The following is a 15509-nucleotide window of genomic DNA, read 5'->3' on the forward strand; positions in this document are numbered from 1 at the left end:
ATTTCACCACTATCACCGTTTATAATTTCGATGTGTTTGTTTCTTTTGAATCTTTTTTGGGCTCTTGCAAACAATTCATTACTCAACTCAATCGAATAAATTTTGTCAAAATCATTTCGGATGGCGTAAAGCATGTCTCCTAAATATGTGCCAGTTTCAATAAAAGTTTTTTGTTTTTGCAGAGAAGCTTCTTTTCTGATGACCTGCTGTTTAACTATTGATGGTGGGTATTTTAATTCGCCAGCTTTCCATTTTTTTAGCTCGATTTTGTCTACGAAATTTACAGTTAAAGTATTTCTGACAAAGGGAATTTTGCCCAATCCAGCTTTGATGGCTTTAAATATTTGAGTCATTTTAATTAGATGAATTAGATCGAACGGATTATTTTTAAGAATATTTCGGCGCTTTTTCTATCACTAAGGTTTTCTGAACAATATAAGTGGGGTAAAAAATTTATCTTTTCAGAGTCTATTCCCTCGATAATATGTTCAAGCTCACTATTCGTTTTAAAAAGTAGCCCGCTTTTTTCTGATAAATAGGGGGCATTGATATCTGAGCTTTTCCAGTAATAGCCCCCATATTTCCAGTATCCGAAATTATACACCAATGTTGGGACATTGTAAGCCCAAGCCTCCTGGAGAGCTAGGCCTTGGCTTTCAGACTTGCCGACATAGACGAGGGTCTTGGTGTCCTTCAGAAGATCTACGTATTCCTCCTGATTAAAGTCACCATAGTCAATTATCTTGTAATGTTTAGTTTTTTTTGAAATAGAATTAATAATCCTACCAGTGACAAGAGGGTCTTTCAATTTATTGAAGATTAAAAAATCTATCTTTCTTTCAGTTTTTGTTTTAAGACCTTCTGTCTTCGGAATTTTTACTCCACTAGGCCATATCTCTATTTTATCTTTAAAATAAGGATCTATCGAAACAAAATAATCTTTTGGCCATGAAGAAGGGAACACAATCTTGTCTATTTCTTTACTGTAAAATATGCCGCCACATTCTTCTGGACTTAGACATATACTCGGTCCCGCTATCAGTTTTTTTATTTTTCCTGCCCTTTTGAGCTTTATAGCTTCCTTCAAGGTTTTACAGCCTAGCAAAACATGGACGTCCTCAGTTATTTTATTTTTTTGAGGATTGATTAAAAAGGGTACTTCAAGCTCTCCCATACCATCTCTCAGGCTTCTTAATACTGAGTCTGGCCCCCGGTTTCTACCTAGGAGTTTTCGGACCCATTCTTTTATTAGATATATATTAAAACCAGGTGGGCGAGTGAGTATGGTTAGCATGTTTTATTTTTTTGTAACTATGTCGATTATTTTTTTTGCAGCATCACCCTTTCCAAATGGATTTTTCCATTTTCTTTTATTTTTTAGAATTTTATTTGCAGATTTTAATATGGATTGAACATTTGTACCCGCCACCAGATTGGCCCCGACCGTCACAGTCTCTGGCCTCTCTGTATTTTCTCTAAGGGTAATGCAGGGTGTACCAAGGACGCAGGCTTCTTCTTGGACCCCTCCTGAATCAGTAGCGATGATGCGAGCATTTTTTTCGAGGATTAGAAAATCAAGATAACCAACGGGGTCAATTAGTTTAATATCCGGCCCAGTCTTTATAGAGAATTGCTGAAGCATTTTGATAAATCTTGGATGAGAGGGAAGTATTACAGGCAACCTCAATTTTAGGCTTAATTTTTCTAGTCCATTTACTATGCTTACTAATTTCTTTTTATTATCAACGTTTTCTTGTCGGTGCACTGTAGTCAAGATATATTTTAAGGGTTTAATTTCAAGGGTTGACAATATTAATGATTTTTTTTCTGCTATTTTGAAATTTTGGAACAAAGCATCCACTACAGTATTTCCTGTAATGTACACAGAAGATTTACTTAGATTTTCTTTAAGTAGGTTTTTTTGGGTTAATGGAGTTGGGCAAAAAAGAAAAGTTGCTAAGTGGTCTACCACTATTCTGTTTATTTCCTCGGGCATAGTTTGATCGTTAGATCTCAGACCGGCTTCAATATGGCCGACGGGGATATTAAGTTTTTTGGCCGCCAATCCACCAGAAAGCACGGTATTTGTGTCACCTTGAACTAAAACAATGTTAGGGCCTTCTTTTAACAGGATATCTTCAATTTTTATGAGCATTTTACCTGTAATTTCACCATGTCTTCCTGAGCCTATTTCCAAGTTATATTTTGGCTTTGGTAGGTTCAACTCATTAAAAAAAATGGTATCTAATTTTTCCGAATAGTGTTGATTTGAATGTATTATGAAGTAGTCTAAACCCCTTTTGACACACTCACGTATAATTGGAGACATTTTTATTATCTCAGGCCTAGTGCCTATAATCAAAGCTATTCTATGGGGGTTATTTTTTAGGTTTTTCTTCATTTTATTACTGGTTATTTCCATATACATACCTTTTTACTACATTCCCCATCCAGATAATAGTCTCTTTTGAAACCTTCACTTTCTAGCCAGGGATTTAGGGTAGATCCAATATCTAGATAAGTGTTATCTTTGTTTTTTACCCACAATTGATGGGCTAAAAGATTTCCAAGTGGGCCGCATGCAAACAAAAATAATTTATTTGTGTAATTTTCCATATTAATTTTCCCTATTAAATCGTAGTCTTTTTTCCAGGCAGAAAATCCTACAGGGTAAAATTTGTAAACCTTAAAAGGTAACCTTTCTATTTTTGCATTTACATTTGCTACCAAGATTACGTCTCTTTTCTTATATTCATTAATAAAGTTTTCCTTATAAAAACTGTAGTTTGAATTTACAAAGATGTTTGCAAAAGTTAAATGATCCTCGTCTTGTCCAGAAAACTCTTTCATTTTGTAATAACTATCTCCCTGACAACAGTAACAGCTTATCCCAACGTAATAGTCGGAATCCTTGAATTTAAAGGATTCTATTAGTTTATTTTTATAAAATCTATCCCAAAAACGGTAACTAAATTCCTTATTATTAACACCCCTACCTTTCATTATAGACCATTCTCCGTCGGCATATTTGCTAAATGAAAATTTTTTACCAGAAACAAGCATGGTATAAATCTTTTCAATTTCATTTCTAAAATTTTTCATAGATTATCTTTTATCATTTATGATTTTAAAACCCAAACGGACTATTTTTTTAAAGTAGTTGTCCATTATCGAAACAGCAAAGCTTCCTGTGGCCACAGCATCACCACCATATTTTTCTCCTTTTAGACTGCCCCACAATTCTTTGTTGTTAATTGGATGTGGGGGTACGTAGGTTCTTAGATCCGTATATTTTTGTAGCATGTAAGAAAAATGCATATCCTCTCCAACATAAAAATCATCCAAGTCGGGTAATTCTTTCCAGTATGTAGATAGCATCTCTCTTTCAAAAAACCATGCATGTCCAACTATATCAACTTCTCTAATATCGTCATTGTTTATACCATCCCAACCTATTCTTTGTGCCCCATAATAACTTTCTTTTGATTTATAGATGAGACCTATTGTTCCATAAAGACCAGGCTTTTTTTTGTAAGATTGAATACAATTTTCCAACCATTTTTTCCCAGGAATAGTATCGTCGTCAAATATACATATGTATTTCGATTTGCAGTTTAAAGCAAATGCAAACCTGGCCCAGACTCCAAAATTATAATTTGATTTGGCTGCTTTCATTTTCGAAATAATTTCTTCATCAAAACTTGCTTTTTTAACGGATCCATTTTGCCAAAAAAGAACCTCGCTAGGTCTGTAAGTTTGATTCATGACTGCGGCATACTGTTCCTTGAGAGTGTGAGGTCTTTGGTATCCAGACAATATAACAGAGACCGTCTCTATATTTTGTTCTGACCCCTCAATTTTTTTTGTATCATCGAGATCTCTTAGACTATCCAATTTCCTTGGAATTAATCGCGTTAGTGGATAAAAAATTTTTTTAATAAATCTATATATATTAGTCACAAAAAAAAGCTGCTTCAAACCTAACTTTTCCTTGGTATATCTTTTTAATCTCAAGTAAGGCCTTTTCATGTGTTGTTGATTTTTATCCACTCAGACAATGCAGGACTGGTTTTTGTAGCATCATTATTCCATTTTAATGGGGCAATAACAACTTTTACTGAATTTTTATTTAGCCACGCACCCCACCAGCTGTAAGAACTATTTGCTATGATATTATTTTTACATTGTGACATAAGCAGCAAGTCAGTTATTGGGAATAGTTCACTCGGGGACGAAACTATACAAGAACCCTCTATTTTAAGGTTTTTATTTACCCAATTTGTGTCATCTGTAAATATAAAGTATTTTCCATCTGGTATTCTATTCTTCATTAATTCTAGGGCAGCATGAAAATATTCGAGATTACAAATATTATCGACTTTTAATTTTACGTAATCGCCACGTCTTACATGAATGCTTATAGAATTTGTATTTCTGATGTCGTTCAGGTACCTAGCTATTCTTTTATCAGTATTTCTATATAAATTAATTTTATTTAAAATCTCCTCCCTTTTATTTATAAAATATCTCTCATTTTGCCAATAACCATCTAAGTAGCAAGATTCAGAAATTTTATTGTACAGATCCGAATCGAATTCAAAGAATTTTTTTTCCACAAAGTGTACCTTAGACAAACTCCATGTAAGATGAGTAAAAAGCGAAAATAAAAACATTATTTTATTTTTTGGGTAGAGAATATTTGCTATTTGATAATTACTGGCCTCATTTATTTTACCTACAAAGTTTTCTATTTCTAAATTTCTATCACTGTTTCTTTTGTACCAAGATGTGTCAAAAAACACAGAGACATTTTTTGCTTGAGCCAAGCCAATCCCAAAAGCATATTGAAACATTTGATTTCCTAATCCTCCAGATAATTTAACTATAATCATTTTGCAATTAAATTAATGATGGCAAGCATCCTTCTCCTAGGCTCTTTAAAAAACACAAGCGACAACGGCCCCAATGAATAAGAAATGAAGGTAGCCCAAGCGGAACCAACTATTCCATAGTGTGGAATAAAGAGAATGTTTAGGATGACATTACTCAACATAGCCACTAAATATGAGTAAAAAATAATTTTTCTGAAATTTTCGTTGACCAGATAGTTTGTGGCTAGTCCCGCTAAAGAAGTGCCGATGCCAGCCCAGATATATATCTGTAATACACCTGCTCCAGCAATAAAAGCAGAGCCCTACAATAAGTACATTATAAACTTGGCGAAAAATGTTACAGGCAAAGCTACTGATACTGAGATAAAAAATAAAACCAAAGCCAGTCGGCCGAGCCTTTTGTTGTATTCAACATCAGAATTTGATTTGGCGATCACGATAGCAGGGAAGAAGGTACTGACTATGATGCTGGGAATAAAATACCAGCCCTCAGATATTCTCACCGCCGAATCGTAAATACCTACGGAAGCAGTGTCTAGCATGTGTTTGATCAAAACCTGATCAATACGGGCATAAATCAAAGCAAAAGCACTCGAAAAAATTAGAGGCCAGGAATCCCTGATTAAAGATTTGGCTATGTTTTTGTCAAAAGTTAGTTCGAAGATTGATTCGCATTCTTTTTTATATAAAAAGATTAAAAGAGCAGAAGTTACGACTGGTTCTAGTAGGAGGATAAAGGCTATATAGATTACTCCTTTTCCAGAAGAAATAGTGACTATTTTTAAGACGTTTAATAAGATTATGACGGCAAGAGAGATAAGAGACGGATATTTATTTTTTACTCTTGCATAAAACTCATATACAACAATACCAAAGGCGTTGAAAAGAAAAGTGAGAGAGAGGATCAATATCAAGAGTAGAGACAAGCCGGATGTAGACGAAAGAAAGGCAAACATTAAACATAGAAGAGTTGCAATTATCCCAGCGAATATTTTAATGATCAAACCTGTGCCCAAATATTTCTTTCTTTCATCGGGAAATTTTATCAGGTCTCTGTAGACGACTTGGTCTATACCTAGGGAGGCAATAAAAGAAAAGAGCCCCACAAAGCTGACAGCGTAGCTCAGTTCACCATAATTGACTGGGCCCAAACTTCTAATGATGTAGGCGCTAACAAAGAAAGATAAGCCTAAACCAGCAATTTTAGCAAAAAACATCCAACCGGCGCTTTTCATATACTTCTGAAAACCTACGGTTTTTGTGAAGTTCATGACCCTGGTTTTTAGTCGGTAAATCATTGCGTCTATGCTACTCGATTTTTTGCCTTTATGCTATAGTAGTGGCCATATGAATATTGCACAACATACCAAAAGCCCTTTGACTACCGGTCTTCGTTACTTTATTATCGCTTGTATTTTTTTGATTCCTTTTACTCCGCTGGTTTTCTACAAGTATCTTTTCTTTCCATATATTACGGGTAAAAACTTTTATTTTCGCATCTTGATCGAGTTGGCTTTGGCGGCCTACCTTGTTTTGATTGCTGTTGATCCCACATCCCGTCCTCGTCGTTCACCGCTGCTAGTCGCTCTTTTGAGCTTTGGAGGTATTATGGCCATCGCTACTATTTTTAGTCTCAATCCTTTCAAGAGCTTTTGGAGCAATTTTGAGCGTATGGATGGATACATCACCACTCTTCACCTCATCGCGTTCTTTATTGTCACCACTGGAGTTTTGAATACTCGCAGGCTCTGGTTTTGGCTTTGGAACACCACTCTCGGCGCCAGTGTCATTGTCGGTATCGTGGCCCTCCAAGATCTCTTCGCCAATCCTCCAATCGGACGTATATACGGTACTCTTGGCAACTCCACCTATCTAGGAGTCTATTCGTTGATCCACATTTTTTTGGCAGTTTTCTTTTTGGTCCGTCAGGCTCAGTCTGAGTACAAAAATAAGTTGGGCCAAGCAAGCCTGATGGTCCTTTATTCTCTAGTCGCTATTTTTGATGCATACATTATGTATAACACAGGGACTCGAGGGTCTTTTCTTGGCCTAGTGGCCGGAGCTTTTTTTGTTCTAGTGGTTATTACCTTTTTTGGAAAGAAGAAAAATACCGATCAAAATGAGGCACAAAAAAATACACCCAAAGGTGTGCGTGTTGTTGCGGCCTCTATTCTCGGTGTGATGGTTTTGACGATTGCCTTTTTCGGTATTTTCGGCTCGACACCAGCAGTGGCAAATATTCCTTTCTTTGCCCGCTTCAGCGCTCCTATTCAGGCAGTCCTGCATGGTGATTTCAAGAGTTTCGCAGAAAGCGAGGGCAAAGGGCGTCTTCTTATCTGGCAGGCTGCTTTGCAGGGGGCGGTCCAGCGGCCTATTCTTGGCTGGGGTCCGGAAAGTTTCAATTATGTTTTCAACATGCACTATAGTCCAGCAATGTACGGACAAGAGCAGTGGTTTGATCGTTCACACAACGTATTTCTAGATTGGCTAATTGACGGGGGAGTCCTTGGCCTGATCGGGTACCTAGCTCTTTTCGTGGCCCTCCTATATATAATCTGGAAAAAACTTGGAGCAGAAAATATTGGTGAAGATCGTTTCTCTCTTTCAGACAAAGCCATTGTCACGGGTTTGTTGATTGCGTATTTCATCCACAATCTTTTTGTGTTTGACAACCTGGCCAGCTATATTCTGTTTTTCTTTTTGTTGGCTTATGTCCATTCATTATATGTGGGTCGCAGGCGTGAAAATGGAAATGGTACATCTCCATTAGCTTCGTTTCCTTTAGCTCAGAAAAAAGTCAACGATGAAGTGGGGATTTATGTTGTAGCCCCAATTGTCATTGTCATTCTCTGTGTTGGCCTTTATTTCTTTAACCTTAAGCCATATGAAGCTTCAGCTAGTCTGATCGACGCTCTTAATCCCTATGTCGTACTCAATCCAAAGCTTGGGATGGTGTCTGGCAATGTTCGTCAACGCACACCAGCCGAAGAGCTGGCCGCTTTCAAACAAGCGCTTTCCTACAATACTTTTGGCAATCAGGAAATCCGTGAACAGATTTTGACTGCCGCCAGCCAAACCATTTCAAGCACAGATACTTCGACATCCTCCCAGGCCGTCAAACAAACATTTTTCACTTTGGCCCAAACCGAAATGGCTAAACAAATCAAGGAAACTCCGCTGGACGCTCGACCGTATATTTTGTACGGTTCCTTTTTGAGTCAGCTCGGCCAGTATGACAATGCTTTGATTTATCTCAATAAAGCCTTGACTCTCACTCCGGGCAAGCAGTCTCTCCTCTATCAGATTGGTGCAGCTGAACTGAATAAAAAAGATTACACCGACGCCCTAGCGACTTACAAACAGGCCTTTGATGAAGATCAGACAAACGATGAGGCGCGAGCTATCTATGCAGCCGCGGCTATCTATGCCGGCAAAGGAGTAGGGGCAGGCAACCTAGCCGATCAGATTTTAGCGGGTAAAATATTGCCAGATGATCGTCTGATCCAAGCTTATTTTTCTATCGGTCAATATGCCAAAGTAGTGGCTTTAAATGAAGCCCGAGTGGCGGCCAATCCAACCAATGGACAATACCACGTCTCGCTTGCCGCGGCTTACTTGCAGGTAGGGGAGAAGGATAAAGCGATTGAACAAATCAAACAGGCCATGGCTATCGAGCCAAAGTTTCAGGCCCAAGGTGAAGATTTGATCAAGAGGATCCAGAGTGGGGAGGATATACTCAAAAGTAAGTAAAACTCAAAAATAAAGGCCTTTTTGGAGACACGGAAAATTTCTGGTGAAATTTTCCTTATCCTCGCCAACGCTTTGGCTGTGGGGTCTCCAAAAAGGCCTTTATTTTTGAGTTTTGTCTGCTTTCTATTTACATGTAAAAATTTTAAAAAGTTGGGTATAAAAACAGCCTATTTTTTTAGGCCTATTTGGGTGGATTTTTTTCAGCTTTTCTTGACTTTTTCTTGAGGAAAACTCGGGGTGCTGTTTGTTATGGTGACCTCATTATCAAGAGGTTATAATAAAAAAATTATTGATCATGGATACATCAGTTTTTGTTACAAAAAAAGAACTAGATTTTAAACTAAAAGATATGGATGCAACTTTTCAGCGGTATATAGGGGCTCAGGTAGAGCAGATTCGAGACGACATTAGGGGTTTCGGAGATATTTTGTTTGCCTATGGGGACAAAATGGATAAATTTGAGCTGACCCTTGATCGCTTCGGTCAAATTTTAGAAAGTACCAGGGTCGATGTCGCAATCCTCAAAACAAAAGTTTCGACCTTGGAAGTTGACATGGGCCAAGTCAAAGATAGGTTGGGTGTTATAGAGTCTGACATGGGGCAAGTAAAAAAGAGATTGGATACTATCGAGTCTGACATGGTACAAGTCAAGGAAAGATTAGATACTATTGAAACTGACATGAGTCAAGTGAAAGGGAGGTTGGATAGTATAGAGACTGAAATGAATCAAGTGAAAAAAAGACTAGATGTTATAGAGACTGATATGGGTGGAGTGAAAAAGAAGTTGAACACCGTAGAGGTTGATATGGGTCAAGTAAAAAATAAGTTGGGTACCGTAGGGACTGATATGGGGCAGGTTAAAAAGAAATTAGGTATAAAGAATCCCAAGCCCCGTAAAAGTCGCAAAGCTTGACTTTTGGGTCAAAGTTTGCTAGTATGAGGGCATGTGAGAGCAGTAAATCAATAGCTGGCTCATTAACAAAGTGAAATGTCCTCAAACCGGCTTCGGCCGGTTTTGTTGTTTCAGGGCCTCTATTTAGAGGGTTTTTTGTGCAAGCCCTTTGCGGCCACTCGGTTGCGGTATTCTTCTAGACTATAGTATGATAACGGGTGTTGTTTCTATTGATGGCCAGCGGCTGCACTCACAAGACATTTCACTTTGGAGCTTCGCACCCGCTGGCCATCCGTGGACGGAACCTAGAAAAATAAAATACATCCCAGCCTGCTGAGGGTGTATTTTTTTTAAAAAATACAAATTAAAAATATCAAAATAAAGTAAGGTCACTCGTCGACGCTTGCGCTACAGCCAGAAAGAACTTGAGTCTTAATTAAGGTTGTGGGGCGGGCGAGACGAGGGAGCTTACTTTATTTTAGTACTTATAAATGTTTTCAAAAATAAAAACACTCGAAAAAGTTATCCACACATTTTTTCTAAAAAATCTTGTATTTGTTTTCAAATGAACGATAATTAAGACATAAGTTTTTGCGATGGCATCAAAACGCAAAAGATTTTTAAAAAATATTTTAAAAAAATATAAATAGGAAATCAAACGGGTCGAGGTTGTCGTAAAAAAACTTTTATACATAATCAAAAAAACAAATACTATGGCAGCAAAAAAGAAAGCAAAGAAAGCAGCAAAGAGGAAGCCAGCAAAAAAGGCTAAGAAAGTTTCAAAGAAACGAGCTTAGTTTTCTTCCCACTTAGTAAAAACCCCGCCTAGAGCGGGGTTTTTACTTTATAGGTGATTATTTTTGTGATATAGTGCCCCCATGTCATTTTTAGGTACTATTTTTGGGACTAGTTCAAGCCGGGCTCTCAAGGCGTATTATCCTTTGGTGGAAAAAATCAACTTGCTAGAACCTCGTTTTGCGGCTCTGTCTAGCGGAGAGCTCGCGGGCGTCACGGCCGATTTTAAAAAGCGTCTCGCTGAAGCTCAAGCCAGCAACTCGGATATTTCCGCCATGCTGGAGGAAATTTTGCCGGAAGCTTTTGCGGCTGTTCGTGAAGCGGCCAAGCGTACTTTAGGACAAAGACATTTTGATGTTCAGTTGATTGGTGGGGCGATTTTGCATCGTGGCAATATTTCCGAAATGAAAACAGGAGAAGGTAAGACGCTGGTGGCCACTCTGCCTGCCTACCTCAATGCTCTGACCGGCAAGGGCGTACACATTGTGACAGTAAACGACTACCTTTCTCGCCGTGACGCCACTTGGATGGGTCAGATCTACGCAGCTCTCGGTCTCTCGGTCGGTGTCATCAACCACGAGTCCTCTTTTTTGTATGACGCATCTCATAAGACGGCGGAAAAAGTCGAGTCAGACGGAGAAACCGCCGATAAGACTCGCGACGAGCTCGGCTCTTTCAAAGTAGTTTATGAATTTCTTCGTCCATGCGGACGCCCTGAAGCCTATGCGGCAGACATCACTTATGGTACCAACAATGAATTTGGTTTTGATTATTTGCGTGACAATATTGAGCAAAATCCGGCGGCTCTTCGCCAGCGCGGATTTTGCTATGCCATCGTGGATGAAATTGACTCCATCCTGATTGATGAAGCGCGTACGCCGCTCATTATTTCCATGCCGACCACGGATTCGGAAGATCTCTACGGGACTTTTGCCAAAATTGCCAGCAAAATGGAAAAAGATGTGCATTATGAGGTGGATGAAAAAATGAAAAGTGCCACTTTGACCCCGGCCGGGATTGAACAGGCCGAAAAAGCTTTGGGGATCGACAATATATATACGGAGAAAGGGATGAAGTACGTTCATCATCTGGAGACAGCTGTCCGCGCCAAGGCCCTCTATCAACGCGAGAAGGCTTATATCGTCAAAGACAATGAAGTGCTGATAGTGGATGAGTTTACCGGACGACTTCAGCCAGGCCGTCGCTGGTCTGAAGGTCTGCATCAGGCTATCGAGGCTAAAGAGGGGGTCAAAGTGCAAAAAGAATCTCGCACCTATGCTTCGATTACTTTCCAGAATTATTTTCGCATGTATGACAAGCTGTCGGGCATGACCGGTACAGCCGCAACTAGCTCTGAAGAATTTTACAAAGTGTATGGTCTAGATGTAATTGAAGTCCCGACCAACAAAAAGATTGCCCGTCTCGACAAAAACGATCTGATTTTTCAAACCGAAAAAGGCAAGTTCATGGCCATTGCCAATCGCATCAAAGAGCTCAACCAAAAAGGTCAGCCAGTGCTTGTCGGCACAGTGTCGATCGAAAAAAATGAATTGCTTTCGCAGTACCTCTCGCGCGAAGGGGTCAAGCATCAAATGCTCAATGCTAAACCTCAATTTGCAGAAAAAGAAGGAGAGATTGTGGCGGGGGCGGGTAAAAAAGGCGCTGTGACTATTGCGACCAACATGGCGGGGCGAGGAGTGGACATCAAGCTGGGCGGGCCGGTAGCGGATGCCACGGCGGCCGAAGAGATCAAGGCGCTCGGAGGGTTGTATGTCATTGGCACGGAGAGGCATGAGGCCCGCCGCATCGACAATCAGCTCCGCGGACGTTCGGGACGACAGGGTGATCCAGGGGAGACGCAATTTTTTGTTTCACTCGAAGATGATTTGATGCGTATTTTTGCCACGGATACTATTAAAAAAATGATGGGACGTTTTGGTATTCCCGAAGATCAGCCAATTGAAAATTATCTGATCACTCGTTCGCTTGAGACTGCTCAGAGCAAGATTGAGGGTTTCAACTTTGACGCCCGCAAGCATGTCCTCGAATATGACGATGTGCTCAACTACCAGCGCTTGATTATTTACAAAAAGCGTCGAGCTATTCTCGTTGGCGGGCGTGAGGAAATTGATGCAGCTCTCAATGAAATGATTGAGCTCGATATTGATGAAGAGCGCAGAGCCACAGAAAAAGCGGCTATGGAAAAGAAGAAAACCGAGCTCGGTGACCAGCATTTTTATATATCGGTCAAGGGTCTTTTGCTCCAAACTATCGATCTCTTTTGGGTGGATCATCTCGAGATGATGGAATACATGCGCAGCAGCGTCAATCTTCGGGCCTATGGTCAGCGGGATCCGCTAGTGGAATACAAAAAAGAGGGCCTTAAACTTTTCAAGGAAATGGAGCAGTCTATTGCAAGCGAGGTTTTGCAGGCTATTCCAAATATTCTTGGTGACATGGGCTTGGGCTTTCAGGTGCCCACTATTGAGATTGGTCCAGACTTTGGGCAAAATGTTGGTCGCAATGACCCCTGTCCTTGTGGAAGTGGCAAGAAATATAAAAAATGTCACGGTAAAAATGATACAATATAAAGGTCATGCTTGATTTCAGAAAAATAGTCAGAGGTTTTTTTAAAGCGCCGGCAGAGGTTTTAGAGAAGGCAGTGGAGATAGCCGAGAAAGAAGAAAAGGTGATTGTGAATAAAAAACCTTTCAAACTGGCTGAGGAATATTTTAATACTTTGGGACCCGGACTGACCACTGGGGCAGCCGACGATGATCCCTCTGGCATCGCTACTTATTCTCAGACAGGTGCGCAGTACGGTTTCCAACTCCTCTGGCTGTCTCTTTTTACATTTCCTTTCATGGCTATTATTCAGGAAATGTGTGCCAGGATCGGTTTGGTGACCGGTCAAGGTCTGGCTGCCAATATAAGGCATCATTATCCAAGAAAAATTTTGTATGGGGTTACGGCTCTGCTTTTTGTTGCCAATACTTTAAACATCGCGGCAGATTTGGGGGCGATGGCTTCGAGCACCAAACTTCTCTTGCCGCATATTAGCCTGGGTCTTTTGGTGGTGGCATTTGCAGTTTTGAGTTTATTGTTACAAATATTCACTACCTATGCCCGCTATGCTAAATTTCTTAAATACATGGCCTTGGCGCTGCTCTCGTATGTTTTTGTCGCTTTTGCCATTCGGCTTGATTGGGGCAACGCTTTACATCACACCCTTGTACCTGCGCTGACTTTTTCCAAAGATCAGATTTTTTTGCTTTGCGGTATTTTGGGAACAACGATTTCACCCTATCTTTTCTTCTGGCAAACTTCTCAGGAAGTAGAGGAGGAGATTTTGAATGGAGAAAAAACTATCAAGGAAAGAAAAGACCATATTCATACAGCCGAGTTGCGGCGCATGCGAGTAGACGTCTGGTCAGGGATGTTTTTTTCAAACCTAGTCATGTTCTTTATCATCCTCGCCTGCGCCGCTACTCTGTATGCCAATGGCATTACCAATATCGTCACCGCTGATCAGGCGGCGGCGGCCATTCGACCCTTTGGCGGGGACCTGACCTATTTCTTTTTTGCCATTGGGATTATTGGGACTGGCCTCTTGGCTACTCCGGTCTTGGCTGGATCGACGGCCTAAGCAGTCTCTGAAAGCTTTGGCTGGAAGCAGGGTCTTTATCGCAAGCTTAAGCAGGCGTATGCTTTTTACGGTGTTATTATCGTATCCATGATTGTGGGCTTGATTGCAAACTTTGTGCATCTTGACCCCATCAAAGGTCTGATCTACGCGGCTGTGTTCAACGGAATTATTTCACCTGTGGTACTATTTTTTATTGTCAGGTTGAGTGGCAATAAAAGGATCATGACTGATTACAAAAATCATCCTTTCATCGCCCTCTGCGGGTGGTTTATTACTATCCTGATGGCCATTTCAGGAGTGGCCGCCATTGCCTCTCTTTTCTTTTAAAAATTTAATCAAAAAAACATGAATAAAAAAATTCCTCATTCTCTAGAATATTTGAAGTCACTTCGCAAGCCTATCCTCAACACGGCGGTTGAATCCAAGACAAGGCTGCGGCCGCTTGAAAAATTTGCGGTTTGGATCACTCAGCACGTAGGCACCATGGGGTTTTTTGGCATTATTTTTTTCTGGACAATCATCTGGCTTGGCTGGAACGTTTTGGCTCCGGCCCAGTTTCATTTTGATCCCTATCCGGCCTTTGTTTTTTGGCTTTTTATTTCCAACCTCGTGCAGCTAATGCTCATGCCTCTGATCATGCTCGGGCAAAACCTCCAGGGCAAGCATGCCGATATGCGGGCCGAAGCGGATTTTGAGCTAAACACCCGGGCTGAGAGGGAAATCGAAACAATCTTGCTGCATTTGGAAAATCAAAGTGAGCTGATTTTGAAAATTTTACATAATCTGGAAAAAACTGAAAATAAAATATTTTAAAGCCTAAAGATTTATGTCACTCCCTTTTATCTTTTCTCTCATTGCGGCTGTCGTCTCCACTACTTGTGGCGGCTTGGTAGCCCTCCGCTACAAGGACAAGATCCATCTCATTCTTGGTTTTACTGCAGGGGTGCTTTTGTCAGTGGTAGCCTTTGATTTATTACCCGAGATATTTTCCCTGACCAAGGAGCTTGCGGTGGACGCTATCCTGCCCATGATTTTCTTGGTGATTGGTTTTTTGCTTTTCCATATTGCTGAAAAACTTTTACTTATTCACCATACTCACGAGGATCAGTATGGTGAGCACAAGCATCCAAACGTGGGAGTTCTTTCTGCCCTGGCTCTAGCTGGACATTCTTTTTTGGATGGAGTGGGGATTGGGATTGGCTTTCATATTTCGGCTACGCTTGGAGCCGTCATTGCCTTTGCCGTAGTAGCGCACGACTTTTCTGATGGACTCAATACCGTTTCTCTGATGTTGGCTCATAAAAACACGGATCGCAGGTCCCTTTGGCTGCTGTCAGTTGATGCCCTCGCTCCAGTTGTAGGAGGTTTTTCCACTTTTTTCTTTACCATTTCAGCTGGGCAGACCCTGATGTACCTTGGCTTTTTTGCCGGTTTTCTCCTTTATATCGGAGCCTCCGATATTTTGCCCGAAGCCCATAGTCAAAATTCATCCTGGAAAACTATCGTTGCTACGCTGGTAGGGGTCATCTTTATG

General features: G+C 40.4%; 12 protein-coding genes and 1 pseudogene. 6 read left to right on the top strand and 7 right to left on the bottom strand.

From position 1 onward, the window contains the following. The 7 genes from PHF79_02140 to PHF79_02170 form a co-directional block, all read right to left on the bottom strand. On the bottom strand, window positions 1-353 hold a 353-nt coding region (locus PHF79_02140), incomplete at its 3' end, for a hypothetical protein (protein ID MDD5318599.1). A gap of 14 nt (window positions 354-367) precedes the next feature. After that, the gene (locus PHF79_02145) at window positions 368-1174 is read right to left on the bottom strand and encodes a hypothetical protein (GenBank protein ID MDD5318600.1); all 807 of its coding nucleotides are present in this window, start codon (window positions 1172-1174) and stop codon (window positions 368-370) included. Window positions 1175-1297: 123 nt separating this feature from the next. Then, window positions 1298-2422, bottom strand: coding sequence for a UDP-N-acetylglucosamine 2-epimerase (non-hydrolyzing) (gene wecB / locus PHF79_02150; GenBank protein MDD5318601.1), 1125 nt, complete (start codon window positions 2420-2422; stop codon window positions 1298-1300). After that, a complete protein-coding gene (locus tag PHF79_02155) occupies window positions 2413-3102 on the bottom strand; it encodes a hypothetical protein (protein MDD5318602.1) in 690 nt (229 codons plus the stop codon). Before PHF79_02155 ends, wecB begins: the two co-directional genes overlap by 10 nt. A 3-nt stretch (window positions 3103-3105) precedes the next feature. Next, a complete protein-coding gene (locus tag PHF79_02160; protein ID MDD5318603.1) occupies window positions 3106-4029 on the bottom strand; it encodes a glycosyltransferase in 924 nt (307 codons plus the stop codon). Then, window positions 4026-4892, bottom strand: a complete 867-nt coding sequence (locus PHF79_02165) for an alpha-1,2-fucosyltransferase (protein ID MDD5318604.1) — start codon at window positions 4890-4892, stop codon at window positions 4026-4028. The genes PHF79_02160 and PHF79_02165 overlap by 4 nt, the downstream gene beginning before the upstream one ends. A gap of 302 nt (window positions 4893-5194) precedes the next feature. Further along, a complete protein-coding gene (locus PHF79_02170) occupies window positions 5195-6163 on the bottom strand; it encodes a flippase (GenBank protein MDD5318605.1) in 969 nt (322 codons plus the stop codon). A gap of 76 nt (window positions 6164-6239) precedes the next feature. Between PHF79_02170 and PHF79_02175 the strand changes: the two genes are divergently transcribed. The 6 genes and pseudogenes from PHF79_02175 to PHF79_02200 all read left to right on the top strand — a co-directional run. Next, the gene (locus PHF79_02175; GenBank protein MDD5318606.1) at window positions 6240-8642 is read left to right on the top strand and encodes an O-antigen ligase family protein; all 2403 of its coding nucleotides are present in this window, start codon (window positions 6240-6242) and stop codon (window positions 8640-8642) included. A 295-nt stretch (window positions 8643-8937) separates the two neighbouring features. Beyond that, window positions 8938-9555, top strand: a complete 618-nt coding sequence (locus tag PHF79_02180; GenBank protein ID MDD5318607.1) for a hypothetical protein — start codon at window positions 8938-8940, stop codon at window positions 9553-9555. Between the two features lie 857 nt (window positions 9556-10412). Beyond that, a complete protein-coding gene (gene secA, locus PHF79_02185; GenBank protein MDD5318608.1) occupies window positions 10413-12920 on the top strand; it encodes a preprotein translocase subunit SecA in 2508 nt (835 codons plus the stop codon). Window positions 12921-12925: 5 nt separating this feature from the next. Beyond that, a pseudogene (locus tag PHF79_02190) lies at window positions 12926-14302 on the top strand (divalent metal cation transporter). An 18-nt stretch (window positions 14303-14320) separates the two neighbouring features. Then, on the top strand, window positions 14321-14788 hold the full coding sequence (locus tag PHF79_02195) for a DUF1003 domain-containing protein (protein ID MDD5318609.1): 468 nt from the start codon (window positions 14321-14323) through the stop codon (window positions 14786-14788). A 13-nt stretch (window positions 14789-14801) separates the two neighbouring features. Further along, window positions 14802-15509, top strand: a 708-nt coding sequence (locus PHF79_02200) for a ZIP family metal transporter (protein MDD5318610.1), incomplete at its 3' end; no start/stop codon positions are given.

Source organism: Candidatus Paceibacterota bacterium, from assembly GCA_028714275.1.
Taxonomy (GTDB): domain Bacteria; phylum Patescibacteriota; class Minisyncoccia; order Phycocordibacterales; family CAINVO01; genus CAINVO01.

Coding starts and splice junctions, on each gene's coding strand:
- PHF79_02175 (MDD5318606.1), top strand. CDS start 6,240: ATGAATATTGCACAACATACCAAAAGCCCTTTGACTACCGGTCTTCGT.
- PHF79_02180 (MDD5318607.1), top strand. CDS start 8,938: ATGGATACATCAGTTTTTGTTACAAAAAAAGAACTAGATTTTAAACTA.
- PHF79_02155 (MDD5318602.1), bottom strand. CDS start 3,102: ATGAAAAATTTTAGAAATGAAATTGAAAAGATTTATACCATGCTTGTT.
- PHF79_02160 (MDD5318603.1), bottom strand. CDS start 4,029: ATGAAAAGGCCTTACTTGAGATTAAAAAGATATACCAAGGAAAAGTTA.
- PHF79_02165 (MDD5318604.1), bottom strand. CDS start 4,892: ATGATTATAGTTAAATTATCTGGAGGATTAGGAAATCAAATGTTTCAA.
- PHF79_02170 (MDD5318605.1), bottom strand. CDS start 6,163: ATGAACTTCACAAAAACCGTAGGTTTTCAGAAGTATATGAAAAGCGCC.
- PHF79_02145 (MDD5318600.1), bottom strand. CDS start 1,174: ATGGGAGAGCTTGAAGTACCCTTTTTAATCAATCCTCAAAAAAATAAA.
- wecB (MDD5318601.1), bottom strand. CDS start 2,422: ATGGAAATAACCAGTAATAAAATGAAGAAAAACCTAAAAAATAACCCC.
- PHF79_02195 (MDD5318609.1), top strand. CDS start 14,321: ATGAATAAAAAAATTCCTCATTCTCTAGAATATTTGAAGTCACTTCGC.
- secA (MDD5318608.1), top strand. CDS start 10,413: ATGTCATTTTTAGGTACTATTTTTGGGACTAGTTCAAGCCGGGCTCTC.